The organism is Brachybacterium netajii (SeqCode), from assembly GCF_054114245.1.
The window spans coordinates 148,964-174,438 of the sequence record NZ_JBSYXB010000004.1; the positions used below are offsets into that span (position 1 = coordinate 148,964).

Below are 25,475 nucleotides of genomic sequence, written 5' to 3' on the forward strand. Positions count from 1 at the left end.
GTCACGCCGAGGCTCCCGCAGAGTCGGCCTCGCCGCGCGTGGCGGCCTCGGCGCGGGCCCGCTCGACGTCCTCCGCCGAGTCCACGGCGCTGGTCGTGGGACGGCACACGCGGCCCACGCAGCAGTTCGCACCGCACACGTCCGGGGTGCCGCCGAAATCGGTGACGACCCGGCGCGGGAACGAGTGATCCAGCCGCTCCTGGATCAGATCCGCGAGCGCCGCGATGAAGCGTGGATCCTCGCCCGAGGTCGCGACACGGCGGAAGGCGAGGCCGTTCTCCTCGGCGGTCTCCTTCGCCTCGGTGTCCAGGTCCCACACCACCTCCACGTGGTCGGTGACGAACCCGATCGGGACCACGACGACGGCGTCGGCAGCGTCGTCAGCGGCGAGCTGCTCGATGACGTCGTTGACGTCCGGCTCGAGCCAGGGGATGTGCGGCGCACCCGAACGGGACTGGTAGACCAGCTGCCACTCCGGCAGCGAGGGCTCGTCGTCGTGCAGCTGATCCATCACCCAGCGGCAGGCCGCAAGGTGCTGCTCGACGTACCACCCCCCGGACCCCTGGATGCGAGTCTCCTCGGGGCCGGAGGCCTCGGCCATCGAGTTCGGTACCGAGTGGGTGGAGAACAGCACGGCGACCCGATCCGCGTCGTGTCCCTCCACTGCGAGGCCCGCCAGTGCGCGGCTCACGCCGTCGACCACGGGTTCGAGGAAGCCGGGATGGTTGAAGTAGACGCGGACCTTGTCGATGCTGATCTCGCCCACCAGTCCGGTCTCCTCGAGCACCATGCCGAAGTCCTCACGGTACTGCCGGCACGAGGAGTAGGACGAGTAGGCGCTGGTCACCAGACCCAGCGCGTGACGTCGGCCGTCCGCATGAAGTGCACGGACCGCATCGGAGTTGTACGGCGCCCAGTTGCGGTTCCCGAAGTAGATCGGCAGGTCGATGCCGCGCCCGGCGAGCTCCTTCTCCAGTGCGGCGATCATCGCCTCGTTCTGCGCGGTGATCGGGCTGCGACCGCCCAGAGCGCGGTAGTGACCCGCGACCTCCTCGAGGCGCTCATCGGGGATGCCGCGCCCTCGGGTGACATTGCGCAGGAACGGGATCACGTCCTCCTGGCCGTCAGGCCCGCCGAAGGACGAGAACAGGATCGCGTCGAAGGGCTTGGGCTCGCCGCGCCGGGTGTGGGTGGGGGAGGCGGGGTCGACCCGGCGGGGGGCACCCGCGGAGTCGTGGTCCGTTGGAGTGACGATGTCGGTCATGGGTGTTCCTCGAAATGTGGGTTCGGTATCAGGCCAGCATCGCGGCGACGTCCTCGAGGGAATCGAGGCGGCGTCCGGCGTGGAAAGGGAGCTCATCGCGCACGTGCAGGCGCGCATCGGAGTAGCGCAGGTGGCGCATCATGTCGACGAGGTCGTGGAGATCGTCGGCCTCGAAGGACAGCAGCCACTCGTAGTCGCCGAGGGCGAAGGCGGCGACGGTGTTGGCGTTGCACTGCGGGTAGTCGCGGCCGAGCATGCCGTGCTCGCGGAGCATGCGGTTGCGCTCGTCGTCGGGCAGCAGGTACCAGTCGTAGCTGCGCACGAACGGGTACACGGTGATCCACTGCTTGCGCTCGAACTCGGGGACCATGAACGAGGGGACGTGGCCCTTGGCGAACTCGGCCATGCGGTGCACGCCCACGGCGGACCACTCGCGGGTCAGCCAGGTGCCGGCGAGGGAGTTCTCGAACTCGCGCAGCGCGGTCTGGAGGGACTCCGGCTTGTCGGCGGCGAGCCAGATCATCAGGTCGGCCTCGGCGCGGAAGCCGGAGACGTCGTAGAAGCCGAGGATCTCGACCTCGTGGGCGCCTTCGAGCAGGGCGACGGTCTCCTCGAGCGCGGTGCCGATCTGCTCGGCGCCGATCTCGCCGTCGTCGGTCAGCCCGGAGGTGCGGCGGTAGACGGTGTAGCTGGTGTAGCGGGTGGTCTGGGCGAGGTCGATGTCGTCGCTCATGATCCTGTTCCTTCCGGGAGGGGTGAGGTGCGGGGTGCTGCGGTGCTCGCCGCGGCATCGGCGCGGACGATCGCGTCGATGCCGGTGCCGGCCCGCCAGGAGCCCACGAGCTCCAGGTCGGGCTCTGCGGCGAGCAGGTCTTCGAGGGCGGCGAGGGCCGCGCGGTGGCCGGGCAGGGCCTGGCGCATGGCCCGGTCCCAGTCGACGATGCGGGAGGCGAGCAGCTGCTCGCGGCCCAGCGGGGCGCCGAGCACGAGGGAGGCGTCGGCGAGGGCGAGGTCCACGATGTCCTCGCGCGCGGGCAGCTCCTGGCCGGGACGACCGTAGGACAGGCGCACGACGTGCGGGGAGCGCGCCTCCGGCAGGGCGGTCCGGGCGAGGCGCTCGACGTGCTCCCACTTCGCGGAGGCATGGGTGAGCGCCTTGGCGGTGATCCCCGGGGTGCCGGGGGCGACGAGCGCGCCGGTGCCGCTGGGGAGGGCGTCCAGGGCGGGCGCGTCCAGGACGAGGGCGACCAGGCGCACCGTCGACGAGGGCGCCTCCGGGATCGCGCGAGCGATGTCCGGGGCGGGACCCTCCAGCAGGTCGCGCGCGAGATCGGGCGGGCAGGCGAGGATCAGACGGTCGCCGCCGAGGGTCTCCCCGGCCGCCGTCGTGACGGTCCAGGCGGGCGTGCGGGCCGCGCCGGTCATGCGGATCGTGCCGGTCTCGCGCTCGACGGCGACGGCCCGCGTCCCGGTGCGGATCTCCCCGCCCGCCGCGCGGATCCCGGCGGCGAGGGCACGGGGGAGCTCGGCCATCGTCGGGTCCAGGGCGTGCACCCGGGTGCCGGCGCTCCTCGTGGAGCGCCCCCGGACGGCGCGGACGGCCGCCGTGAGGGAGCCGTGCTCGCGCAGCCCGGAGAGCAGGGCGGGGGAGGCGGCGGCGAACTCGAGGGTCGCGGGATCGGAGGAGTGGACGCCGCCGACGATCGGGGCGACGAGCCGGTCGGTGACGCGGCGTCCGCAGCGCGCGGTCACGAGCTCCGCGACGGTCGCGCCGGGGCGATCGCCGACGCGCGCCGGCAGGAACCGCTCGAGCGCGGCCCGCAGCGCGCCGGGCACGCCCAGGACGGCGCGCACGTCGGCGGCCAGCGGATGCGCGGGCACGCCCAGCAGGGCGTCGGCGGGCGCCCGGTGGACGCCGCCCGCGGAGACGATCCGGCTGCCGAGGCCGGACCGGGGGGAGACCACGGCCGTCTCGGCGATGCTTGTCGTACCGAGGTCGGCGATCAGCGCGTCGACGGCGCCGGAGCCGAGCGAGTACGCCTCGGCGCCCGCGTTGATCGGCAGGCCCGGGAGCACCTCGGCCTCGGCGATCGCCCCGCCGACGACGTCCTCGCCCTCGAGGACGAGGACGTCGTCGCCGGCGGCGAGCCGACGGCGGGCGGCGAGCAGGCCCGCGAGCCCGCCCCCGACCACCAGGGTGCGCGGGGTCATGAGGCGTCGGCCGCCGCGGGGACGCGCTGCTCGTGCAGGTAGGACACGAGGTCGGTGAGGACCTGCGGATCCGTCTCGGGCGGGACCCCGTGGCCGAGGTTCACGACATGGCCGCTCGCGCCCGCGCCGGCCGCGAGCACGGCGCCGGCCTCGGCGAAGCGCACCTCCTCGGAGGTGAACAGCACGGCCGGATCGATGTTGCCCTGGATCGGGGTGCCCGCGGGGAGCGCCGCGAGCGCGCGGTCGAGGCGGAGGCGGTGGTCTACGCCGATCACGTCGGCGCCGGCCTCGAGCATCGGCACGAGCAGATGGGAGGCGCCGACGCCGAAGTGGATGCGCGGGACCGGCAGGTCCGCGACTCGCGCGAGCACCTCCGCCGAATGCGGCTGGACGTGCGCGCGGTATACGTCCTCGCCGAGGGAGCCGACCCAGGAGTCGAACAGCTGGACCGCGGAGGCGCCCGCGAGCACCTGGGCGCGCAGGAAGCGGCCGGAGAGCTCGGCGACCCACGAGGCGAGGCGATCCCACAGCTCGGGCCGGTCGCGCATGAGTGCGCGGGTGCGCAGGTGGTCGCGGCTGGGACCGCCCTCGACCATGTAGCTGGCGACGGTGAAGGGGGCGCCCGCGAAGCCGATCAGCGGCGTGGTGCCGAGCTCGGCGACGGTCCGGCGGACGGCCTCGCGGATCGGTTCGAGGGCCTCCTCGAAGCCTCCGTCCTCCTCGCCGAGGGCGGGCAGCGCATCGATGTCGGCCTCGGTGCGGATCGGCCGGTCGAAGACCGGCCCGCGGCCCGGCACGATTTCGACGCCCAGACCGGCGATCCGGACGGGCACGACGATGTCGGAGAAGAAGATGCCGGCGTCGACGCGATGCCGGCGCACGGGCTGCACGGTGATCTCGGCCGCGAGCTCCGGCGTGAGGCACGAGTCGAGCATCGGGATGTCGCCGCGCACCTCCCGGTACTCGGGCAGCGACCGCCCCGCCTGTCGCATGAACCACACGCTGGGAGCGGCGGAGGTCACCTCCCCGCGGAGCCGACGCAGGAGAGGCGCGTCACCCGCGCCGCCCTCGGAGGTCGAGCGCCGGGCGGGATGGTCGGCGGGCAGAGCGAGCAGGGCGTCGATCTCCGGGGAGCCCGAAACGGGTCCCACCTGGGAACCCTCCGGAACCACCGAGGGATCTGACGGGCTGTCGCGAAAAACGTCCTCTGACGTGCTGTTCTGTTCCATAACGCCCCCATTGTGCACAGGTTTGTGACATTCGGGTCCAGGAATGTCCCAGCGGCCCGCCCGCGGGGACCCCGGCCTAGACTCGGAGCCATGCTCGCTGCCGTCCGCGCCTCCCACGAGCACCTCGATCTCGAGGTGCTCGACGCCCTGACCCGCGGTGCGGACGAGCTTCCCGCGGTCATCGGGGAGCTCAACTCCCGCCCCACCTCGCACGATCAGCCGCCGCTGGCCGGCTGGGTCGTCGTCAGCACCTGCAATCGTCTCGAGATCTACCTCGACGCCCATCGCTTCCACGACGGCGTCGAGCTCGTGATCGACGCCGTCGTCCGCACGAGCGGACGCGACCGCGACCTCGTCTCCCTCTGCTTCGACGCCGCGATGGACGCCCCCGTCGCCCGCCACCTCGACGAGGTGACCTCCGGTCTGCGCTCCATCGTCCTCGGCGAGGCCGAGATCGCCGGGCAGATGCGCGCCCTCTACGAGAGCGCCCGCCGCGGGGGCTGGACGACCTCCCTCCTCCACGACCTCTTCCAGCACGCCTTCCGCTGCGCCAAGCAGGTCGCCACCCAGGCGCCCGTCGGCGCCGCCGGGCGCTCCGGCGCCGCCGTCGCCCTCGACCGGGCCGGCACCGTCCTCGGCGGGTTCGAGGGCCGCAGCGCCCTCGTCGTCGGCACCGGCGCCTACGCGCGGCTCAGCGTCGCCGAGCTGCTGCGCCGCGGCGCCGGCCCCATCCGCGTGCACTCCCCGTCCGGCCGCGCGCTCGGCTTCGCCCAGCGCCACGGCCTCGAGGCCGTCGCTCCGGAGGAGCTCGACGCCGCGCTCGCCGACGCGGACCTCGTCGTCGCCTGCTCCGGGCGCGGGACCAGCCTGTTCCCCGAGCAGTTCCTCACCGCCGGCCGCACCGTCGTGCTGGACCTCGCGCTGCACTCCGACCTCCACCCTCTCGTGCGGCACCTCAAGGGCATCACGGTCCTCGACCTCACGGACCTGCAGGTCGCCGCCGACGCGGCCGACCCCTCGCTCGTCCTCGCACGGCGGATCGTCGAGGACAGCGTCGAGGCGTTCCGCGTGCAGCAGGAGGTCCGCCGCATCGACCCGGCGATGGCCGCCCTGCGCCGCGAGGTCGCCGACACCGCCGACGCCGAGATCGACCGGATGCGTCGCGAGACCGACCCGGAGATCGCCGAGCAGCTCGAGCGCAGCATCCGCCGGATCCTCGCCAAGGTCATGCACTCGCCCGCCGAGCGCGCCCGTCGCCTCGCCCAGGACGGCTATGCCGACGCCTACGTCGACGCCTTCCACACGATCTTCGGGATCGACATCTCCGGCGGCGACGCGACCGATCAGCGCGCCGTGCACGGCGCAGAGGAGCCCGAGGCCCAGCGCGGATGGATGCGCGTGGACCAGACGGTCCCGACCCGCTCGATCGCCGAGCTCGCCCATCTCGCCCTGCAGGACGACACGGCCCCCGCCGGCTGCCCGATGGGCGGGACCGATGCGGGCGGTGCGTCCGGTGCGGCTGGTGCGTCGGACGCGCTCGCGCGCGAGCTCGAGCCTGCGGCGGCCTCCCGGTCGACGGTCTCAGCGGCGGCGTCGACCTCGGCCTGAGAACCAGCGCCGACGCGGTGACGCGGGCTCCTCGGGGGTCCCGTCGTCAGCGGAGCTCTCCGGCTCCTCCGCGTCCTCCTGCGCATCCTCTTCCGCCTCCGAGGCGTCGTCGCCGTCCTCCGCGATCTCGTCGTCCTCGTACCAGACGTCGCTCCAGCCGATGTCGGACTCGTCGCGCGGACGGTACTCGCGCCCCCCGCCCAGCTGATCGCGCACCTCGTCGAGCTCGATCTCCGGGGGCGCGGTCACCTCGACGCCCTTGTGCGGCACCGGGCAGGTCCAGAAGTAGGGGCAGCCGGGGCATCCGGCCGTCTCGTCGTCGGGCGCGGCCTCGCGCTGCTGCTGGACGCCGTCCATCTGCTGCAGCATGCGCAGCCGGGCGGCATACGGATTGATCTCCATGGCCGTCCCAGAATACGGGCCGCCGCGAGGCATGGGATCCTGGGACGGCGCCCGGCAACGGGTCGCCATCACGGTCCATCTCCGTCCTGTCATCGTCCAGACCTCATCCCATCCCGCCCCATCCCCGCAGGAGTCCCCGCATGAGCACCCCGTCGCAGCGCGTCCACGAGGCCACCCGTCGTCTGCTGGACCTCCTGGTCGACGGGGAGGCGCTGAGCGCGGAGGCCGTCGATGCCCGCGCCGAGCTGGCGATCGCGACCGCGGCCGCCGGGCATCTCGAGGATGCCTTCTACCAGGGCGATGAGCTCCTCAAGGACGTCCAGCGCGAGCACGGCGCCGAGGGCCCGGGCGTCGACCGGGCGCGCGCAGCCGTCGCCGAGATCGAGGACCTGGCGCGCGAGCAGCTCGCGCGCGACGCCTCCGGCGCTGACGACGGCGAGGGTCCCGCGGCCTGAGTGCGGCTGCGCACGGTCGGCGCCGCTCAGCCGCGGCGGCCTCGGATCACCAGGCGAATCCGGCCTCCTCGAGGCGGGTCCCGACCGCGTCCTGCATCGAGGCGGCGTAGGTGCCGGTGATGTGGTCGCGGTCGATGGAGACGCGCACCGTCCCGATGATCGGGGTGCAGATCCCGTCGGGGCAGATGAGGTCGTTGACCTCGATCGGCACCAGCAGACCGCCCCCATCGCCGCCCGCTCCCGCGTCGTCGCCGAGGGAGTCCAGGAGGCCGCGGTCGGGCCGCTCCTGCGCGAGCGCCGCGGGGATTGCGGGGGCGCAGGCCGGGTCGTCGGCGCCGTGCTCCTCGAGGCAGGAGCCGGGCTCGACCGCGAGGCGCGGGAGGTCCCGCAGGGCGATGACGTCGGATCCGGCGCCGAGCAGGCGCGGCAGGGTCGCCTCCATGCCGGCGATCGTCGTCTCCGAGCCGTCGTGGTCGAGGAAGGTGGTCTCCAGGGCGACGGCGTCGGGGGCGACGCGCTCGAGGTAGGCGTCCACGGCCTGGGAGTATGCGAGGCAGTCTCCGGTCTGGTCGCCGTCGGGCGCGTAGACGCAGCCGCCCGCCCAGAGCGCGACGAAGGTCCAGCCGTGCTTCTCGGCGAGCGGGATGAGGGCGCCGGAGAACTGCTCCATGCGCGAGTTGCCCACGCTGACGAGGACCGGGGCGTCGGGGTCGCCGCCGACGAGGCGGCAGCTGGCCGCGAGGGACTCCTCAGCGCCGCGGGGCGCGAGCTCTCCGGTGCAGCGGCTGTCGCCGGCGATCCAGTCGCGGCCGACGAGCGCGGCGGTCGGCAGCACCTCGGCGTCGGCGTCGGCGTCGGGGGAGGGCGTGAAGTCGGGGTCCAGGACGCGGGCTCCCGGGTTGTCGGAGACGGCGCGGAGCGCCGCGGCCTCCTCCTGGGCGATGAGCGCCTGGCGGGCGACGACGGCGGGGGCGAGACCCACCGCGAGGGCGACCACGGCGACGGCACCGGCCCGCCAGGCCTGCTCGGAGGCCCACCGCCAGCGGCGGATCGGCGCGTCCAGCAGGCGCGTCAGCAGCCAGGCCAGCAGCAGGGACGCGGCGACCAGCACCGCGCCCTCGAGGATGCTCGCGCGCTCCTCGCCGCGGTGGGCGAGGAAGAGCACCAGCAGCGGCCAGTGCACGAGGTAGAGCGAGTAGGAGATGTCGCCGAGGAGGCCCGCGGGTCCGCTCGCGAGGATCCGGTCGACTCCGAGCCGGTGGCCGGTGGTGCCGGCGGCGAGCACGAGCGCCGCCGCGGCCAGCGGCCACAGCGCGATCCAGCCCGGGAAGGCGCCCTGGACGTCGAGCACGAGGCCGCAGGAGACGAGTCCGGCGATGCCGATCCATCCGGCGAGGACGCGGAGCAGGGGCCGACGGATCCGGGCGCCGCCGGCGCGGTGCGCGCCGACCGGGGACTCGCGCCGTCGCTCGAGGGAGGGCAGGGCGAGCGCGAGCAGGCTGCCGGCGGCGAACTCCCACAGCCGGGTGCGGGTGTCGAAGTAGGCGACCTCCTGCTGCACGGCGGTCAGGTGCACGGACCAGAGGAACGAGGGGATCGCGACGAGCGCGAAGAGGATCGCGAGGATGCCGCGCGGCGACCGGCCGGTGCGGCGGGCGATGAGGCCGCCGAGCGCCATCAGCAGCGGCCACAGCAGGAAGACCTGCCCCTGGATCGACAGCGACCAGAAGTGCTGGAAGGGGCTCGCCCCGGCGTCGTCCTGCGCGTAGTAGTCGACGCCGCGCAGCGCCAGGACCCAGTTCTCGACCTGCAGCATCGATCCGATCGCGTCGGTCAGCGCGTCCATCCAGCGCTCGGCGGGCAGCAGCAGCCGGACCCCGGCGAGGGTCGCGAGCACGACGACGGCGGTGGGCGGCAGCAGGCGCTTGAACGTGCGCGCCCAGTAGGCGATCGGCCGGGTGGGCTCGGCGCGGTCCATCCGCCGCCAGAAGGTTCCCGTCAGCAGGAACGCGGAGATGAACAGGAAGACGTCGACGCCGCCGGAGACCCGGCCCACCCAGACGTGGTAGATGACGACGAGGCCGATCGCCAGGCCACGCAGCCCGTGCAGCTCGGGGCGGTAGCGGCCGGCGGCCGAGGACCTCATGGCGGTCGGGGAGGCGGGAGAGGGATGCATGGAGGAGGACTCGGACGCTCTCAGCAGAGGGGCAGAGGGGCAGAGGGGCAGAGGGGCAGAGGGGCAGAGGGGCAGAGGGGCAGAGGGGCAGAGGGGCAGAGGGGCAGAGGGGCAGCGGGACGACGGCGGGCGCGCGATCCCGCACATCCTACGGTCGCAGCGTGCGGGTGCCGGCGTGATGCGCGGCTCGCTGCGACGGGTGCAGCCCGCACCAGCTGGTAGGGTCCGCCGCATGGAGATGATCGAGGTGGACGGCGTCTAGCCACCGGATGACCGGTGGCCCCCGCCCGTGCGGCATGCCCCGCACCGGCGGCTGACCGCATCTCGACGCGCCCCGCATCCGTCCCTCCACCAGGGATGTCGATGCCCTCGCGCCTCGATGCGGCTCACCTCGCCCCGGCCCGTCCGCCGCGCACCGATCCCGGTCCCGCGCGCCTGCCGATGCCGTCCCGGTCCGCCGGTCCCGCCCCCCGTCCTCCGACGCCGGTTGCGAGGCCCCCTGCGGATTCCCGGCGCGGTCCCGCGCATGCTCCGCCGAGGACCCGTGGTCGGTCCGCGCCTCCCTCACCCGCAGCGACGCCCCGCCCCGCCCCACCCTTCGGCGGAAGGCCGGGCAGAAGAGAGTCCTCCATGTCCATCACCGCCGCCATCACCCTGCGCGACCTCGGCCTCGTCTGGCCGGACGGCACCGTCGCGCTCGAGCATCTCGACGGCACCTTCGGTGCCGGTCGCACCGGGCTCGTCGGCCGCAACGGCGCCGGCAAGTCCACCCTGCTGCGCCTCATCGCGGGCGAGCTGAGCCCGACCTCCGGGCGCATCGACACCGGCGGCGACGTCGGCTATCTGCCGCAGACCCTCACCCTGCGCCACGACACGACGATCGCGGAGCTGCTCGGCATCCGGCCGATCCTCGACGCCATGGCCGCGATCGAGGCCGGCGCCGTCGACCAGCACCACTTCGACGCGATCGGCGAGGACTGGGACATCGAGTCCCGCGCCGACGAGGCCCTCACCCGGATCGGCTTCTCCGCGGCCGACCTCGACCGCCGCGTCGCCGAGGTCTCCGGCGGCGAGGCCATGCTCATCGCGATCACCGGCCTGCGGATCCGCCGCACCGCGATCACCCTGCTCGACGAGCCCACCAACAACCTCGACCGGCCCACGCGCGCCCGGCTCGCGCAGCTCGTGGACCAGTGGCCCGGGACGCTCGTCGTCGTCAGCCACGACCTCGAGCTGCTCGAGCGCATGGACGTCACCGCCGAGCTGCACGCCGGGACCCTCACCTCCTTCGGCGGCCCCTACAGCGCGTGGAAGGAGCACCAGGAGCAGGCTCAGGCCGCCGCGGTCCAGACCGCGCGCACCGCGCAGCAGGCGCTGAAGGTCGAGAAGCGCCAGCGCGTCGAGGCGGAGACGAAGCTCGCCCGTCGCGAGCGCACCGGGAAGCGGACGCAGAAGGACGGCGGGATCCCGAAGATCCTCGCGGGGAACCGGGCCAGCAGGGCGCAGGCCTCGGCCGGATCGATGCGCACGACCCTCGACGCCAAGGTCGAGGCGGCGCAGGCCGCGGTCGACGCGGCCGATGCCCGGGTCCGCGACGAGGAGCACATCCACCTGGTCCTGCCCGATCCCGACGTCCCGCGCGGCCGGCGCCTGGCCGAGCTGCAGGACGGGGACCGGACGGTCGTGATCCAGGGGCCCGAGCGGGTCGCGCTCGTCGGCGCGAACGGGACGGGGAAGTCGACGCTGCTCCACCAGCTGGTCCGGGGGAGCGATCCCGTCCCCGGGCGGCCCGCCGGCCAGCTGATCACGCAGCGGGTCGGGTTCCTCCCGCAGCGGCTCGACGGCCTCGACGAGGACGCGAGCGCGATCGAGAACGTGCAGGCCGTGGCGCTGGAGACGCCTGCCGGGACGATCCGGAACCAGCTCGCCCGGCTGCTGCCGCGCGGGGCGAGCGCAGACCGGCCCGTGCGGACCCTCTCCGGCGGCGAGCGGTTCCGGGTCTCGCTCGCGCGGCTGCTCCTGGCCGAGCCGCCGGCCCAGCTGCTGGTGCTCGACGAGCCGACGAACAACCTCGACATCGCGAGCGTCGAGCAGCTCGCGGAGGCGCTGGACGCCTACCGAGGGGCGCTCCTGATCGTCAGCCATGACGCGGCGTTCCTCGAGCGGATCGGGATCGACACGATCCTCGAGCTCGATCGCGACGGCCGCATGCACCGGCGCCGCGAGCTCGGCGCCTAGCCGCGGGGACGGGCTCGCGCCCGGCCGCGGGAACGCGCCCGCGCCTCGGCGGCGGCCGGGGCGCGGGCCGGATCAGCCGCGGAGGAACGCCGCGCAGGCGCGCCGCAGCAGCAGCGGGTCCTCGGTCGCGCACATCTCGCGGGCGGAGTGCATCGACAGCAGGGTGATGCCGACGTCGACGGTCGTCATCCCGAGGCGGGTCGCCGTGATGGGGCCGATGGTGGAGCCGCAGGGCATGGCGTTGTGGGAGACGAAGTGCTGGTGGGGGACCTCGGCGGCCTCGCAGGCGGCGACGAAGGCGGCGATGCCGACGGCGTCGGTCGCGTAGCGCTGCTGCGCGTTGATCTTCAGCATCGGACCGTCGCCGAGGCGGGGGCGCGTGACGGGGTCGTGGCGCTCGGGGTAGTTGGGGTGGACGGCGTGGCCGGCGTCGGCCGAGACCACGGTCGAGGAGGCGAAGGCGCGGCGCCGGGTGGCGTCGTCCCCGCCGAGGGCGGCGTGCATGCGCACGAGCACGTCCTCGAGGAACGGGCCGGCGGCGCCCGAGCGGGTCGCGGAGCCGACCTCCTCGTGGTCGTTGGCGACCATCAGCGCGATCGGGGCGTCCGCCGCGCGGGCCGCCGAACCGATGGCGTCCGACGCGTCGCCGCGGGCGACGTCGATCAGGGCCTGGACCTCGGCGTGCACGGAGGTGAGGTTGTCCAGGCGGGCCGAGGCGAGGAACTCCTCGCGGGCGCCGAACAGGGCGGGCGGCTGCGCATCGACGGTGATGACGTCGAATCCGACGACCTCGTCGCGCTCCACGCCGGCGGCGGAGGCGAGGGCGGCGAGGACGTCGACGGATCCGAGGCCGAGGATCGGCTGCATGTGCCGCTGCGGGTCGAGCACGAGCCCGTCCTTGGTGACGCCGCGGTCGAGGTGCACGGCGAGCTGCGGGACCCGCAGCAGCGGGCCGGTCGCGACGAGCACGACGCGTCCGTCGGCGAGGGCGAGGCGTCCGGCGAGGCGGAGCTCGCGATCCAGCCAGGAGTTCAGCAGCGGTCCGCCGTAGATCTCGACGCCGGCCTGGGCGAAGCCCTCGGCGCCGAGCTGCGGGTTCGGCTTGAGCTTCAGACCGGGGGAGTCGGTGTGGGAGCCGACGATCCGCCACGGCGTCGCCGCGCTCGCACCGGCGGGCGTCGACCAGGCGATGATCGAGCCGTCGCGGATCGTGTAGCGGTCCCCGCGGACGTCCTGCTCGCTCCAGTCCTCGGCCTCGGCGAGCTCGCGGAAGCCGGCCTCGCTCAGGCGGCGGGCGGCCTCGGCCGCGGCGTGGTAGCTCGAGGGGGAGGCGGCGACGAAGGCGCCCAGGTCGAGGGCGGCGTCCCGGGCCTCGGCCGAGGGACGGTCGTCGGCGCCGGGTGCGGTGGAGGTGGATCGGGCGGGCAGGCTCGGCGAGGTCATTCCTTCATTGAACCATCGGTGCCGCGGCACGGGAGCATGCGCCACAGGGAGGCGTCGCCGACCCGCAGCACCTCCTCGGCGGCTCCGGTCTCGGAGATCTCGTTGAGGCCGGTGTAGGTCGCCTGGCGGCCGAACAGCTCGTCGGGGCCGAAGTCGAGGGCGTAGTCGACGTGGAGGTCGACCATCGCGTCGCACACCTCGGGATCGGTGTTCGCGTCGTCGAGCTTCGCGTTGAGCAGGTGCACGGGCGGTTCCGCCGCGAAGCCCATGTAGATGTTCAGCACCTGCCGGTCGGAGATCGCGTAGGCGAGGGAGCTGCCGTTCCAGGCGTTGGTGGCGATCACGGCGTCCTCGGGGACGACCTCGGGCAGCTGCTCGAGCAGGGCGCGCTCGTCGTCGCTGAGCAGGTACGGGTACGCCCAGCCCTCGAGGGCGAGCGCGGTGGAGGCGCGGGCGCTGGGCCCGACCAGCGAGACGGCGATGAGCACGGCCGCCAGGACCGGGGAGAGCACCAGCGCCCAGGTCCCGGTGCGTCGTCGGCCGACGTGCGCGCGGCGGCGCCCGCTCGCTGCGGCGGCCCGTCCGTGCAGGATGCGGCCGACGAGCGCGTCGATCCCCACGGCGAGCACCGGGACGGCGGCGACCATGGGGATCGCCACCAGCCGCCAGGTGTCGCTGTACCAGTTGCCGGTGATGAGGTAGCGCAGGTCTCCGACGGGGAGGCAGCGGGCGGCGACGGAGATGGCGGCCCCGCCGGCCCAGGCGGCGACGAGCCAGCGCTCCCGGCTCCACAGCAGGGCGGCCGCGACCGCGACCCCCATCACGAGGCCGAGCGGCACCCAGGTCGGGGCGCCGTTCCCCGCGAGGGAGGCGACCTGGCCGACAGCCTCCTTCAGGGAGGCGTTCGGCTCCCACACGGCGGAGGTCTGCGGGGGACTGAACCGCGTCCACGTCAGCGTGGTGACGACCCCGGCTCCGAGGACGAGCAGGACGGTCGCCCCGAGCGCCCCCAGGGCGGCGGGGCGCGCGACCGGGTCGACGTCCAGCAGGGTGCGGATGCGGATCAGCACGGCCCAGACCAGGACCGGCAGCGCGAGCACGAGGGCGACGAACACGGCCGACGAGTGCGCGGCGACGATCGCGAGGCAGAGCACGGGGATCAGCAGGGCGAGCTGCCCGGGGTGCAGCCGTTCGCGTCCGGCCGGCGTCAGGCGCAGCAGCTGCGCGAGGCACAGCAGCAGCACCGGCATCATCGCCATCGACAGGAAGTACGGCAGCACGATCCCCCAGGACATGAGGCCCAGGGGGAAGGCGGCGCTGATGCCGGAGAGGGCGCCGGCGAGGAACAGGCCGAGCGGTCCCGCCGAGGTGCAGCTGCGCACGAGCGCGACCAGGCCCACCGGCCACAGCACCGCGCCGACGACCAGCATCAGCACGTTCGAGGAGAGCACGATCTCCTGCCCGGACAGCTGCACGACCAGGCTCCCCGCCTGGTGCCAGAGCGCCGGGTAGTAGCTCTCGTTTCCTGGCAGGGAGGTCATCCCGCCGACGAGCCACGCCGAGCCGTCCTCGAAGTTCAGGATCCGGCGGATGGCGCTGAGGTGCCACACGTTGTCGTAGGTCTGCGAGACCGCGTCGACCGAGCCCATGATCAGCAGCTGCCGCACGAGGATCGTGATGCCTCCGAGGACGAGCCCGGCGATCACGGCGAGGCGCGTGCGTCCGCGCGAGTCGGCATCATCCGCCGACGGCGGCTCCGACGAACGCTCGTCCGACGAACGCTCGTCCGACGAGCGCTCGTCCTCCGTCGGCGCGTGCGGCGATGCGGTCGTCGTGGCCCTCGCCGCGGGGCTCCGCCGGCGGGACAGGCCGCGCGCCGAGAGCCGCACCAGCAGGACGACGGCGCCCAGGGCTAGGCCCAGGACGAGGGCGAGGAGGATGCTCCAGGGGATCGAGAGGGCACGACCGAGCTCGGCGGAGATCGCGATCATCGCCAGCGAGATCGGGGCGATGACGGCGCAGGCCGTCAGGGGCCTCAGCCTCAGCGCGAGGACGGCGGGGAGTCCCGGCAGTCCGAGGACCGCGAGGGCGGCGACGACGGCGAGCGCGACGGACCCCGCCGCGCTCCAGCTCCACGGCTCCACCTATGGCACCTGCTCCCGGGGTCGGACATGTCTCGGATCGGGCACATCCTAGCCAGTGCTCCCGCGCGATCCGGACCGTCGCCTCGCCGTCGCGCGATACTGCGCGATCGGCCACACCAGTCGTTCATCAGTGCGTCGTGCCCCGTTCGCCGGGAGGGTGGCGGCGGCCACCGGCGGCCCTCAGCCCGGGAACGCCTCCTCGAGCAGCGGCGTGGCCGCGGGGGCCAGGGTCTGCTCGACGAAGCGGCGGGTGAGGTGGTTCGCGTCGAGGTAGACGTAGGTGTCGCCGAGGATCGGGGAGCAGCGGCCGTCGGGGCAGATCTGCTCGGAGAGGTCCAGGAGCATGACGGGGGCCTCGTCGGTCGCGAGGTCGACGAGGTCGGCGGCCGGGCTGTCGGCGGCGAGCTTGTCGGAGGCGTCGGCGCCGCAGGCGGCGTCGGCATCGAGCGGGGTGCCGCCGCCGGCGATGACGGCCTCGGGGCACTGGTACATGTCCTCCTCCCAGCGCGGGGTGTCGCGGGCGGCGATCACGCCGATCCCGCGGGAGACGAGCTCCTCGACGGCCTGGACGGAGCCCTCCCGGGTGACCTCGCCAGCGGAGTCCCCGGAATCCCCGGAGCCATCGGAGTCACCGGAGTCCCCGGACTCGCCGGCGGCGGTGGCCGTCGTCGAGGTGACGGTGGTCAGTACGTAGTCGGGCTGGATCACGTCGAGCTGGGCGAGGACGTACTCGTCGTAGCCGTTGCAGTAGGCGTCGCGGTCGGTCCCGGGCAGGAAGTCGCAGCCGTCCATGGAGAGGTTGACGATCTGGAGGCCGCGGGCCTCGGCCCAGGGGGTGATCGCGGGGATGTACTGGCGGGCATGCGAGCTGCCGACGACGACCACCACGCCGGTGGCCTCGGCGTCCTCCTCGAGCAGCTGCTGGCAGGTGACGTGGGGGAAGGTCGTGCTGGGGGCCCAGGGGCCGGCGCAGCGCTCGGGCAGGTCGGGCCACTGGTCGCCGAGCTGCCAGCCGTAGGGGAGGATCACGGCGGGCGCCTCGGTGGCGACCTCGTCGGTGGGGATCTCCGCCGCGACGGCGGTGCCGGAGCCGTCGTCGGCGGTGCGCTGCAGGACGGTCCACCAGCCGCCGGCGGCGGCGGCGACCAGCGCGAAGCTCGCGGCGATCGCGGTGAGGGAGCGCCAGGGGCGGGCCTCGAGCCAGGCCGAGCGGCGCACGGGGGCATCGACCAGGCGGGTGACGAGCCAGGCCAGCAGCACGGAGCCGCTGAGCACGACGAGCCCGTCGAGGATGCCCGCCCGCGACTGCTCGCTCACGTGCAGCCACATCGCGAGGATCGGCCAGTGCACGAGGTAGAGGGCGTAGGAGATGTCGCCGACGAATGCGGCGGGGCGCGTCGACAGCAGCCGGTCCACGCCCCAGGCGGTGCCCGAATGGCCGGCGACGACGATCGCGCCGGCGGCGGTGAGCGGCCAGATGGCGATCCAGCCGGGGAACTCCCCGGACACGTCCAGGACGATGCCGCAGGCGAGGAGCGCGGCGATGCCGGCCCAGCCGAGGAGGGCGCGGGGCACGCGCAGGCTCGGCGACTCGTCGTCCTCGGGGCGGCGGGCGCGGGTGATGCGGTCGATCGCGGGCAGCGCGAGCGCCAGCAGGGACCCGGCGGCGAACTCCCAGAGGCGGGCGGCGGTGTCGAAGTAGGCGATCTGCTGCTGGGTGATCGTGGAGTGGATCGACCAGGCGAGGGAGGCCGCGGCGATGACGGACATGAGCGCGAACAGCGGTGCGCGCACGCCCCGGCCCCGGCGGGCGCGGCCGATCATGAGCGCGAACAGCAGCGGCCAGACGACGAAGGCCTGGCCCTGCACGCTGAGCGACCAGAAGTGCTGCAGCGGGGAGAGGGTCGCGGAGTCGCGGGCCTGGTAGTCGACCTGCAGCAGCACGAGCAGCGCGTTCTGCAGGTACATGGCGGAGGCGACGGCCTGCTGCATGATCGCCGGCCACAGCGAGGACGGCAGCAGCAGCCCGGTCGCCAGGAGCGTCAGCAGGATCGTGACCGCGGCGGGCGGCAGCAGGCGCTTGAAGACGTGGAGCCAGTAGCGGGGGATCTGCAGGGCACGGCCGCTCTCGAGGCGGCGCACGAAGGTGCCGGTGAGGAAGAACGCCGAGAGGAACAGGAAGACGTCGACGCCGCCGGAGACCCGGCCGAGCCAGATGTGGTAGACCGCGACGAGGCCCAGGGCGACGGCCCGCAGGCCGTGCAGCTCGGTGCGGAACACCGGGCGGGAGCGCTGCTCGGCGGTGGTCCCGGAGCCGCCGGAGGAGTCGCCGGACGCGTCGTCGGCGCGCCGCCGACGCCGCGAGGTGACGGAGTCGGCCGTCGACCAGGCGTCCTCGGCGTTGAGCTCGACGCGCTTCTCGATCGGTCCCTGCAGCCAGTCCTCGAGGGCGGAGGCGGCGACGGGGGCGACCGACGGCGTGGAGATCCTGAGCGTCGATGCGGGCTCCTGCGTCCAGTCGCCGAGCTCGTCGTGGGCCGCGGGCTCGGGGGCGGAGGCCTGGAGCCAGTCGGCGGCGAGCTCGGCGCGGCGGGCACGCTCCTTCTCGCGCCGGGCCTGCTCGGCCTCGCGGCGCGCCCGGTCCTCGGCGAGCCGCTGCCGCTCGCGCTCGCGGCGCTGCTCCTCGCGGCGCTCGAGCTCCCGACGCCGCTCCTCGCGCCGCGCCTCGGACTCCTGGCGGACCAGCTCGAGCCGACGACGACGCTCCTGCTCCGCGGGCGTCATGCGGCGCCGCCGCCGGTCTCCGCTGGGCGGGGTCGACGGGTCGGAAGGCGAGCTCATGGCAGGGGGGATCCTCATTCCGGGCGGGTCTCCGGTCCCTGGAATGGTATGCCGTCCCGGGAGCTCCGCGTGCACACGGGCCGCGGCCGGGGTGAGCGCGCGCACGTCGGCCCCGCCCCGGTCCGCCGGGCCTGCGGTCGGGAGGCGCCCGCGTGGGACCATGGGGCGGTGACCGCCCACGCCTCTCGCCCCGCAGATCCGCTCGCCTCCGCCTCCCCGTCGACGGCCCCGTCGGCCCAGTCGGCCCCGTCCTCGTCGGCCGTTCAGGCCCCGTCGTCGGCCCGGCGGCCGGACGTGCCCGCGCCGGACGTGCACCCGGGCCGGACCGGCACCGGCTTCGAGGTCCTCGCCCGGCACGGCGAGAAGGCGCGCGCGGGCGTGATCACCACCCCGCACGGCGAGATCGCGACGCCGGCGTTCATCCCCGTGGGCACGAAGGCCACGGTCAAGGCCGTGCTCCCGGAGTCCATGGGCGAGCTCGGGGCGCAGGCGCTGCTGGCGAACGCCTACCACCTGTACCTCCAGCCGGGCCATGACCTGGTCGACGAGGCGGGCGGTCTGGGCGCCTTCATGAACTGGCAGGGGCCCACCTACACCGACTCCGGCGGCTTCCAGGTGATGAGCCTCGGCGCCGGCTTCAAGAAGGTCCTCTCCTCCGAGTTCTCCGGCGGGGAGAAGGCCCGCACCGCCTCCGGCGAGGACGACGCGGTCGCCGAGGGCAAGGAGCGCCTCGCGCACGTCGACGACGACGGCGTCACCTTCCGCTCCTTCATCAACGGCGACGAGCATCGCTTCACCCCGGAGATCTCGATGCAGATCCAGCACGGGCTGGGAGCGGACGTCATGTTCGCCTTCGACGAGCTGACCACGCTGATGAACTCCCGCGGATACCAGGAGAAGGCGCTCGAGCGCACCCGCCTCTGGGCGATCCGCTGCCTGGCCGAGCACGCGCGCCTCAGCGCGGACCGCACCCACCGCCCGTACCAGCAGCTGTGGGGCGTCATCCAGGGCGCGCAGTACGAGGACCTGCGGCGGCAGGCGTCCCGCGACCTGGGTGCGATGGACGTCGAGGGCTGGTCCTTCGACGGCTTCGGCATCGGCGGTGCGCTGGAGAAGGAGAACCTCGGCACGATCGTGGGCTGGGTGACCGACGAGCTGCCCGATGAGAAGCCCCGTCACCTGCTCGGCATCAGCGAGGTCGACGACCTGTTCACGGCGATCGCCGCCGGGGCCGACACCTTCGACTGCGTCTCGCCGTCCCGCGTGGCCCGCAACAGCGCCGTCTACACGCGCACCGGCCGCGTCAACCTCACCGGCGCCCGCTACCGTCGGCAGTTCGCGCCGATCGACGAGACCTGCGACTGCTACACCTGCACCCATTACACGGCCGCCTACGTGCACCACCTGTTCCGCGCCAAGGAGATGCTCTCCTCGACGCTCTGCACGATCCACAACGAGCGCTTCGTGGTGCGCCTGGTGGACCGCATCCGCGCCTCCCTGCTGGACGGCTCCTTCGACGCCCTGCGGGAGGAGACCACCGGCGCCTACTACGGATCGCCGCGGTGACAGGCCCGGCGGACATCCCGCCGTCGGACCCCCTCGACGGCTTCGTCGAGGTCCCGTCCTTCCGCGCCCCGGAGAGCTGGGGGACGGGCGCGGGGGCGCCGCACGACGGGGACGGCCCGGATGCGCCGCAGCCCGCGGTCGACCGCCCCGAGGACGATCCGACCACGCTGATGGGGATGACCGTCGTGCTCCTCGCCGGGGCGGGGCTGCTCGCGCTGGTCGCGGACGCCGTCCTGCTGGGGGCGCTGCGGCTGTCGGCGGGGGTCCTCGCCGGCCTCGGCGCCGGTGCCGCCGCGCTCCTGGCGATGACCGCGCTGCGTCGGCCGCGACGGGCGGTGCGGGCCCGTCGGCCGATCGCGGTCGGCATCGCGCTCGCGGCCTCGCTCGCGCTGACCGTCCCCGCGCTGTGGACCCATCGCACCCCCGGCCTCGACGAGTACGCCCTGACCCGCATCGCCGCCCTCGAGGACGGCGACCGGGTGAGCTCCCTCCCCGCGGGTGCCGATCTCCCCGCGGGCGCCGACGACGCTGCGGACCCCGCCTCACCGGTGCTGGTGAGGCGGGCCGACGGGAGCGCCCAGCTCCTCCGCGGCGGCCGGGTCGACGAGATCGCCGCCGAGACCGGGGACGTCCTCGCCCTGTCCGCCGACGGCACGCGTCTCGTGCACGTGGTCGTCGGCGGCGGCGACGGCCCGACGACCACGACGGTGCTCGCGCTGCCGTCCGATGCGGCGCCGGCCGAGGAGGCCGTCCTCGACGGCGCCCCGCTCGCGCTCGCGGGCGACCGGCTGGTCCTGCGCTCCTGCGCCGACGGGAGCTGCCGCATCAGCGGGATCGACCTCGCCGCCGCCGGCTCCGGTACCGGCTCCGACGAGGCCGCCGGCTCCGCGGCATGGACCCTGTACGACGGGGAGGGGACGGATCCGCTCGCGGGTGTCCGCGGGGCCGACGCTGCGGGCGTCGAGGTCCCCGCGCTCCTCCCGTCGTCCGACGACGCGGCGGCCGACGATGCGGCGGCCGCCAGCGGGGACTTCGTCAGCGCGCAGGGCCTCCTCGACGGCGTCGACGCCTCGGGGATCCTCCCGTCGACGCCGCTGCGGAACGACCCCGTCCAGGGCTGGGTCCAGCTCGATCCGGCGACCGGGTTCTCCGTCGGTCGCGTGCTCGCGGGCCCGGAGGACGCCTGCCGGATCGCTGCGACCACGGTCGACCCCGACACGGTCGCCGGGCGGACGCTCGCCGCGGCGACCGGCACGGCATCCGCCGCGGCATCCGGCACGTCGGGCGCGCTCGCCGATGCGGGCGCCGTGGAGGTCGTGCTGACCGTCTGCGCCGACGCCGAGGGCGCGCTCACGGCGACAGCCTTCCGGGACGGCCTCCCGATCTGGGCCTCGGAACCGTCGCCGGCGGGGGAGTGGAGCGTGCGCCTGGACGCGGGCCGCGTGCTCGCCTCCGGGTTCGAGGAGGGCGCGCAGGCGAGCGGCGAGATCATCGCCGCGGAGAGCACGGCGGCCTGGACGGCGCCCGGAGGCGGGGCGCTCGAGCAGGCGACGGAGCTGACCGCGCGCGCGGGCATCGACGGCGAGGCGATGGTCGTCGCCAACGCCTCCGGGCAGCTCCTGGCCTATGACGCGGCGACCGGGGAGAACCTGTGGACCCTGCCGCTGGTGCTCGACGCCGACGGCGCCGGGGCCGTGCCCGACGACGTCGCGGGGACGAGCCTGATCGGCGCCGTCGGGGACGGCACGGCCGCGGTGATCACCGCGCAGGTGCGGACCGAGCCGCTGGACGGACGATCCGTGCGGGTGCTGCGCCTGATCGACGTCCGCTCCGGCGAGGTCGCGCTCGCCGTCGGCGTCACCGGGGAGGTCGACGGCCTCGTGCCCGTCGGCGGCGGGAGGGCGCTCGTCACCGTCGGCGACGAGACGCTGCTGGTGGGCGCCCCGAGCGCCTGAGCGCTCCGCACGGCTAAGCCGCGCAGCCGCGCGCCCGCGCAGCCGCGCGCCCGCCCGCCCGCTCAGCGGCGCGCGAGGAAGGCGCCGACGAGCAGGCCGGCGGTCGCGAGCGCCCAGTGCAGGATCTCGACGACCAGCAGGATGATGCTCGCCGCGCCGGTCGCCGACGTCATATCGCCGCCCAGGGCGACGGCCGAGATGATCCGCAGGATCCAGTAGACGACGAAGGAGAGCAGGATCGTCGCGGCGACGATCACGGCGCCGGTGCGGCGCCGCCCCGCGGACTTCACCGCGAGGACGATCGCGACGACCAGCACCGCGGTCGACACCAGGGCGATCAGGCCCATCAGGGCGAGCAGCAGGAGCATGCTGATCGCGGCCGTCGCGGTCGCGCCGTCGATGCTCCCGGCACCGCCGGCGACACCGATGGCGAAGCCGCTCACGACCTGGCCGAGGCCCATCAGGGTCCGCAGCACGACCACGACGATCGCGCCGATGAGCATCCACTTCGCGAGCTTCGCGACGGTCCCGTCGGCGGGCTGCGCGGCGCCGCCGGGCGGGACCGATCCGTTCGGCGGGACCGCTCCGCCCCATGCTCCGGAGGCGGGTTCGGCGGGATGCCACTGCGTCATGTCTCTCCTCGGTCAGGTCCTGCGGCGCGCTCGCGCCCGCCACAGGGTATCGACTGCCGCCGGGCGGTCGTCGGCCGAGCGCTGTCGGCCGACGACCGTCCCCGTCGGTCTTCAGCCCCTGCCCGCCCCTGCCGGCCCCCGTCAGTCCTGCGCCGCGGCGAGGCGGAAGGAGAAGGTCTCCTCGCGCGCCGGCAGGACGTATTGGTCCAGCGGGATCGGTCCGCAGGCGGCCGATCCGACGCCCTGGAGCGAGGAGGAGAGCGTCACCCAGGTGCGGCCGTCGGGGCGCAGGGCCCCGTCGTGGGCGCGCCGGTCGAGCTCGGCGGTCGACCAGGGGCGCACCGCGAGCCCGAGGCCCTCGGGGGCCCGCAGCTCGAGGCCGGGACCGCCGGCGGAGGCGCTCAGCGCGGCGCGGACGACGCCGGCGCGGTTCCCATTCTCCTGCGGGAACACGTAGGGGACCTGCAGGTCGGCGACGCTCGAGGACCAGGCGCCGAAGGTGGTGCCGCCGCCGGTGTCGGGATAGGACTCGTGCGGGCCCTGGCCCTCGTAGTCGACCCGGTCGAGGCCGCCCGGCAGGGACAGCGTCCAGCCGATCCGCGGCAGCGGCAGGTCGGCGGGCCAGAAGGCCGACGGCGTCACCGTGACGGTCACGCCCGCGGAGGCGTCGTCGGCGGTCCAGCGCTCGAGCACGTCGGCGCCGAGGGCCGATCCGTCCAGGCCCAGGCGGCTGCGCACGACGAGCGCGTCGCCGTCGGCCTCGATCGCGACGAGCCGGCGGCGGGCGACGTCCAGGCCGATGCGCTTCCAGCGGGCCTCGAGCGGGTAGCGGGTGCGGGCCCGCTCGTTGTCGACGGGGGCGCGGTAGAGGTCGACGTAGGAGTCGGCGACGTCGAGGTCGCCGAGGCCGACGAGCCGGCCGAGGTCGTCGAACCGGGCGGGACCCAGCTGCCAGGTCCCGTCGGCGGCCCGCAGCGGCGGGACCGCGGGGCCGGGGACGGGGAGGGCCGCGGCGAGGACGTCGGCGTCGACGTGATCGGCGGTGACGATCTCGTGGCCGGCGGGGACGGGGCCCTCGGCCGCGCGGGTCACCAGGCGCACGACGGTCGCGGGACCCCCGGCGGGGAGACCCCCGGCGGGGAGACCATCGGCGGGGAGACCATCGGCGGGCAGGGCGACCTCGGCGCTCTGACCGGGGGCGATCTGGGGGAGCGCGACCTCGGTCCAGCTGCGGCGCCCGTCGCGGGAGACCTCGGCGCGCAGGTGGGAGAGGTCGCGGAAGGAGTACCGGTTGCGCACGCGGACGGAGCCGGGGGACACCTCGAGGCCGACGGGCGAGTAGTGGTGCTTGGCGTCGAGCAGCGCCGGGGAGGGCGTGCGGTCGGGGAGCACGAGGCCGTCGGCGACGAAGTTCGAGTCGTGCAGGCGCTCGCCGAAGTCGCCGCCGTAGCCGTAGATCTCGTGGCCCTCGGCGTCGGTGGTGACGAGGCCGTGGTCGATCCACTCCCAGATGAAGCCGCCGTGGAGGGAGGGATGCTCCTCGGTGAGGGCCATGTACTCCTTCAGCGAGCCGGCGCCGTTGCCCATGGCGTGGGCGTACTCGATCCACAGGAAGGGCTTGGTGAGCGCCGGGGCGTCGTCGAAGCCGTCGTCGGCCGCGTCGACGCCGAGATGGCGGAGCATGCCCACCAGCTGGTCGCGGTACTCCTGGCTGAGCTCCTTGCGGCCGATCTGCGCGGTCTGGTCGACGCTCGGGTACATCAGGGAGAAGACGTCGACGTCGTCGGTGCGGTAGTCCTGCTCGTAGATCACCGGACGGGTCGGGTCGGCGGCGCGGACGGCCTCGATCATGGCCGTGGTGACGCGACCGGTGGAGGCCTCGTTGCCGATGGACCACAGGATGATCGAGGCGTGGTTGCGGTCCCGGCGCACGAAGCGGTCGCTGCGCTCGACGAGGGAGGCGCGGAAGCGCTCGTCGTCGGCGGGGCGCTCGGCGGCGCCGGTGGGGTCCTCGCCCCAGGTGGTGTCGGTGTGGAAGCCGTGGGCCTCGAAGTCGCCCTCGCAGATGACATAGAGGCCGACCTGGTCGCAGACCTCGAGGAAGCGCTGGTGCGGCGGATAGTGGGAGGTGCGCACGGCGTTGAGGTTGTGCCGCTTCATGAGGGCGGCGTCGAGATCCTGGTTGCCGGGATGCTGGGTGCGGCCGACGACGGAGTCCGCCTCGTGGCGGTTCACGCCGCGGAAGACGACGCGCTCGCCGTTGACGCGGAAGATGTCCCCGTCGATCTCGATGCGGCGGAAGCCGAGCCTCAGGGCGACGGTCTCGGTCCCGGTGCTGACGCTCGCCTCGTGGAGGAACGGGTCCTCGGCGGACCAGGGGCGCACGGTGCCGACGGGGATCGCCTCCCCGGCGACGACGGGCACGTCCTGCAGGCCCAGCGCGGGGACGCTGACGACGGCCTCGACCTCGGCGCCCTCGGCGTCCCGCGCGTCGACGGAGAGGAAGCCCTCGCCGGTGGCGGGGTCGAAGTCGGCGACGGTCACGAGGTCGTGGATGCCGCCGACGGGACGCAGCAGCAGGTCCACGCTGCGGAAGATCCCGGACATCCACCACATGTCCTGGTCCTCGACGTAGGTGTTGACGGACCACTGCACGACGCGCACGTCGAGCCGGTGCTCCCCGGCGGCGGCGAGGGCCTCGGTGACGTCGAACTCCTGGGTGAGGCGGGAGCCGGCGGTCACGCCGATCTCGGCGCCGTCGATCCAGACCTTCGCGGCGGAGTCGACGCCCTGGAAGCGCAGCAGCACGCGCGCGCCGTCGGCGACCTGCGCGGCCCAGTCGGCGGGCACGTCGAGCGAGCGGGAGTAGTGCCCGGTGGGGTTCTCGTCAGGGACGCGGGGCACATCGCGCGGGATGGGGTAGACGATGTTGGTGTACTGCGGGGCGCCGTGCCCCTGCAGCTGCCACAGGCCGGGGACCGCGATCTCGCCGGCCGCGGCGAGGTCCGAGCCGTCGGCGCGGGAGCCGAAGCGGAAGTCCCAGGTCCCGTCGAGGCGGATCTCGGGGGCGTCGGAGTGCAGGTGCGCGCGGCCGCGGAGGCGCCCGCGGCCGGCCGGGAGCTCCTCCCACCAGCGGTCATTACGGTCCTCGACGATCGGGAGCGCGGTGAGCGCGGCGGGTTCGGCGGCCTGCGGGACCGACGAGGCCGACGAGGCGGGGTCGGACGGTGCGGGGATGGTCATCGGGGGGGGCTCCTCCTTGAGTGGCGTCCTGGTGCGGCGCATGCTTGCGTGAACGTTCCCGAGATGAG

The 25,475-nt window shown here is 74.4% G+C and carries 16 protein-coding genes; 5 read left to right on the forward strand and 11 right to left on the reverse strand.

Annotation, left to right across the window (positions count from 1 at the left end; translation table 11 throughout):
* Nucleotide 1: 1 nt before the first annotated feature.
* Genes ACXET9_RS09835 through hemE form a run of 4 tightly spaced genes read right to left on the reverse strand, consistent with a single transcriptional unit; the run spans nt 2 to nt 4,626 of the window.
* Nucleotides 2-1,264: a ferrochelatase gene (locus tag ACXET9_RS09835; RefSeq protein WP_457886405.1), complete on the reverse strand. Its 1,263-nt coding sequence runs from the start codon at nt 1,262-1,264 to the stop codon at nt 2-4.
* 28 nt (nt 1,265-1,292) lie between these two features.
* Nucleotides 1,293-1,997 carry a hydrogen peroxide-dependent heme synthase gene (hemQ, locus tag ACXET9_RS09840; protein ID WP_457886406.1) on the reverse strand — a complete coding sequence of 235 codons (705 nt, stop codon included), beginning with the start codon at nt 1,995-1,997 and terminating at the stop codon, nt 1,293-1,295.
* The gene (locus ACXET9_RS09845; RefSeq protein ID WP_457886407.1) at nt 1,994-3,475 is read right to left on the reverse strand and encodes a protoporphyrinogen/coproporphyrinogen oxidase; all 1,482 of its coding nucleotides are present in this window, start codon (nt 3,473-3,475) and stop codon (nt 1,994-1,996) included. The genes hemQ and ACXET9_RS09845 overlap by 4 nt, the downstream gene beginning before the upstream one ends.
* The gene (gene hemE / locus ACXET9_RS09850) at nt 3,472-4,626 is read right to left on the reverse strand and encodes a uroporphyrinogen decarboxylase (protein WP_457886409.1); all 1,155 of its coding nucleotides are present in this window, start codon (nt 4,624-4,626) and stop codon (nt 3,472-3,474) included. The genes ACXET9_RS09845 and hemE overlap by 4 nt, the downstream gene beginning before the upstream one ends.
* A gap of 168 nt (nt 4,627-4,794) precedes the next feature.
* On the opposite strand from hemE, the gene ACXET9_RS09855 reads away from it, so the two are divergent.
* Complete coding sequence (locus ACXET9_RS09855; RefSeq protein WP_457886410.1) at nt 4,795-6,312, forward strand: glutamyl-tRNA reductase; 1,518 nt, start codon at nt 4,795-4,797, stop codon at nt 6,310-6,312.
* Here the strand turns inward: ACXET9_RS09855 and ACXET9_RS09860 are convergent.
* Entirely contained in the window at nt 6,286-6,714 is a 429-nt protein-coding gene (locus tag ACXET9_RS09860; RefSeq protein WP_457886411.1) for a hypothetical protein, read from the reverse strand. The genes ACXET9_RS09855 and ACXET9_RS09860 overlap by 27 nt on opposite strands.
* A 140-nt stretch (nt 6,715-6,854) precedes the next feature.
* On the opposite strand from ACXET9_RS09860, the gene ACXET9_RS09865 reads away from it, so the two are divergent.
* Nucleotides 6,855-7,169, forward strand: a complete 315-nt coding sequence (locus ACXET9_RS09865; protein WP_457886412.1) for a hypothetical protein — start codon at nt 6,855-6,857, stop codon at nt 7,167-7,169.
* 46 nt (nt 7,170-7,215) lie between these two features.
* Here the strand turns inward: ACXET9_RS09865 and ACXET9_RS09870 are convergent, their stop codons facing one another.
* Nucleotides 7,216-9,315: an acyltransferase family protein gene (locus ACXET9_RS09870; RefSeq protein ID WP_457886413.1), complete on the reverse strand. Its 2,100-nt coding sequence runs from the start codon at nt 9,313-9,315 to the stop codon at nt 7,216-7,218.
* 660 nt (nt 9,316-9,975) lie between these two features.
* On the opposite strand from ACXET9_RS09870, the gene ACXET9_RS09875 reads away from it, so the two are divergent.
* On the forward strand, nt 9,976-11,583 hold the full coding sequence (locus tag ACXET9_RS09875) for an ABC-F family ATP-binding cassette domain-containing protein (RefSeq protein ID WP_457886414.1): 1,608 nt from the start codon (nt 9,976-9,978) through the stop codon (nt 11,581-11,583).
* A gap of 72 nt (nt 11,584-11,655) precedes the next feature.
* Here ACXET9_RS09875 and ACXET9_RS09880 read toward each other — a convergent pair whose 3' ends face one another.
* The 3 genes from ACXET9_RS09880 to ACXET9_RS09890 all read right to left on the reverse strand — a co-directional run bounded on the left by ACXET9_RS09880 (nt 11,656) and on the right by ACXET9_RS09890 (nt 18,011).
* Complete coding sequence (locus ACXET9_RS09880) at nt 11,656-13,026, reverse strand: M18 family aminopeptidase (RefSeq protein ID WP_457886415.1); 1,371 nt, start codon at nt 13,024-13,026, stop codon at nt 11,656-11,658.
* On the reverse strand, nt 13,023-15,170 hold the full coding sequence (locus ACXET9_RS09885; RefSeq protein WP_457886416.1) for a DUF6541 family protein: 2,148 nt from the start codon (nt 15,168-15,170) through the stop codon (nt 13,023-13,025). Before ACXET9_RS09885 ends, ACXET9_RS09880 begins: the two co-directional genes overlap by 4 nt.
* A 180-nt stretch (nt 15,171-15,350) precedes the next feature.
* Nucleotides 15,351-18,011 carry an SGNH hydrolase domain-containing protein gene (locus ACXET9_RS09890; protein WP_457886417.1) on the reverse strand — a complete coding sequence of 887 codons (2,661 nt, stop codon included), beginning with the start codon at nt 18,009-18,011 and terminating at the stop codon, nt 15,351-15,353.
* A 294-nt stretch (nt 18,012-18,305) separates the two neighbouring features.
* Between ACXET9_RS09890 and tgt the strand changes: the two genes are divergently transcribed.
* The gene (gene tgt / locus ACXET9_RS09895) at nt 18,306-19,577 is read left to right on the forward strand and encodes a tRNA guanosine(34) transglycosylase Tgt (RefSeq protein ID WP_457886592.1); all 1,272 of its coding nucleotides are present in this window, start codon (nt 18,306-18,308) and stop codon (nt 19,575-19,577) included.
* Nucleotides 19,574-21,532, forward strand: coding sequence for a PQQ-binding-like beta-propeller repeat protein (locus tag ACXET9_RS09900; protein ID WP_457886418.1), 1,959 nt, complete (start codon nt 19,574-19,576; stop codon nt 21,530-21,532). The genes tgt and ACXET9_RS09900 overlap by 4 nt, the downstream gene beginning before the upstream one ends.
* 62 nt (nt 21,533-21,594) lie before the next feature.
* Here the strand turns inward: ACXET9_RS09900 and ACXET9_RS09905 are convergent, their stop codons facing one another.
* Together ACXET9_RS09905 and ACXET9_RS09910 are read right to left on the reverse strand one after the other, a co-directional pair.
* A complete protein-coding gene (locus ACXET9_RS09905; protein WP_457886419.1) occupies nt 21,595-22,164 on the reverse strand; it encodes a hypothetical protein in 570 nt (189 codons plus the stop codon).
* A 141-nt stretch (nt 22,165-22,305) separates the two neighbouring features.
* Nucleotides 22,306-25,407: a glycoside hydrolase family 2 TIM barrel-domain containing protein gene (locus ACXET9_RS09910; RefSeq protein ID WP_457886420.1), complete on the reverse strand. Its 3,102-nt coding sequence runs from the start codon at nt 25,405-25,407 to the stop codon at nt 22,306-22,308.
* Nucleotides 25,408-25,475: the final 68 nt, after the last annotated feature.

Excerpts from the sequence above, each read along its gene's own strand:
- ACXET9_RS09845 (WP_457886407.1), bottom strand. The coding sequence starts at position 3,475 with ATGACCCCGCGCACCCTGGTGGTCGGGGGCGGGCTCGCGGGCCTGCTC.
- ACXET9_RS09865 (WP_457886412.1), top strand. The coding sequence starts at position 6,855 with ATGAGCACCCCGTCGCAGCGCGTCCACGAGGCCACCCGTCGTCTGCTG.
- ACXET9_RS09905 (WP_457886419.1), bottom strand. The coding sequence starts at position 22,164 with ATGACGCAGTGGCATCCCGCCGAACCCGCCTCCGGAGCATGGGGCGGA.
- ACXET9_RS09910 (WP_457886420.1), bottom strand. The coding sequence starts at position 25,407 with ATGACCATCCCCGCACCGTCCGACCCCGCCTCGTCGGCCTCGTCGGTC.
- ACXET9_RS09835 (WP_457886405.1), bottom strand. The coding sequence starts at position 1,264 with ATGACCGACATCGTCACTCCAACGGACCACGACTCCGCGGGTGCCCCC.
- ACXET9_RS09855 (WP_457886410.1), top strand. The coding sequence starts at position 4,795 with ATGCTCGCTGCCGTCCGCGCCTCCCACGAGCACCTCGATCTCGAGGTG.
- ACXET9_RS09870 (WP_457886413.1), bottom strand. The coding sequence starts at position 9,315 with ATGAGGTCCTCGGCCGCCGGCCGCTACCGCCCCGAGCTGCACGGGCTG.
- ACXET9_RS09890 (WP_457886417.1), bottom strand. The coding sequence starts at position 18,011 with ATGAGCTCGCCTTCCGACCCGTCGACCCCGCCCAGCGGAGACCGGCGG.
- ACXET9_RS09860 (WP_457886411.1), bottom strand. The coding sequence starts at position 6,714 with ATGGAGATCAATCCGTATGCCGCCCGGCTGCGCATGCTGCAGCAGATG.
- hemQ (WP_457886406.1), bottom strand. The coding sequence starts at position 1,997 with ATGAGCGACGACATCGACCTCGCCCAGACCACCCGCTACACCAGCTAC.
- ACXET9_RS09880 (WP_457886415.1), bottom strand. The coding sequence starts at position 13,026 with ATGACCTCGCCGAGCCTGCCCGCCCGATCCACCTCCACCGCACCCGGC.
- ACXET9_RS09875 (WP_457886414.1), top strand. The coding sequence starts at position 9,976 with ATGTCCATCACCGCCGCCATCACCCTGCGCGACCTCGGCCTCGTCTGG.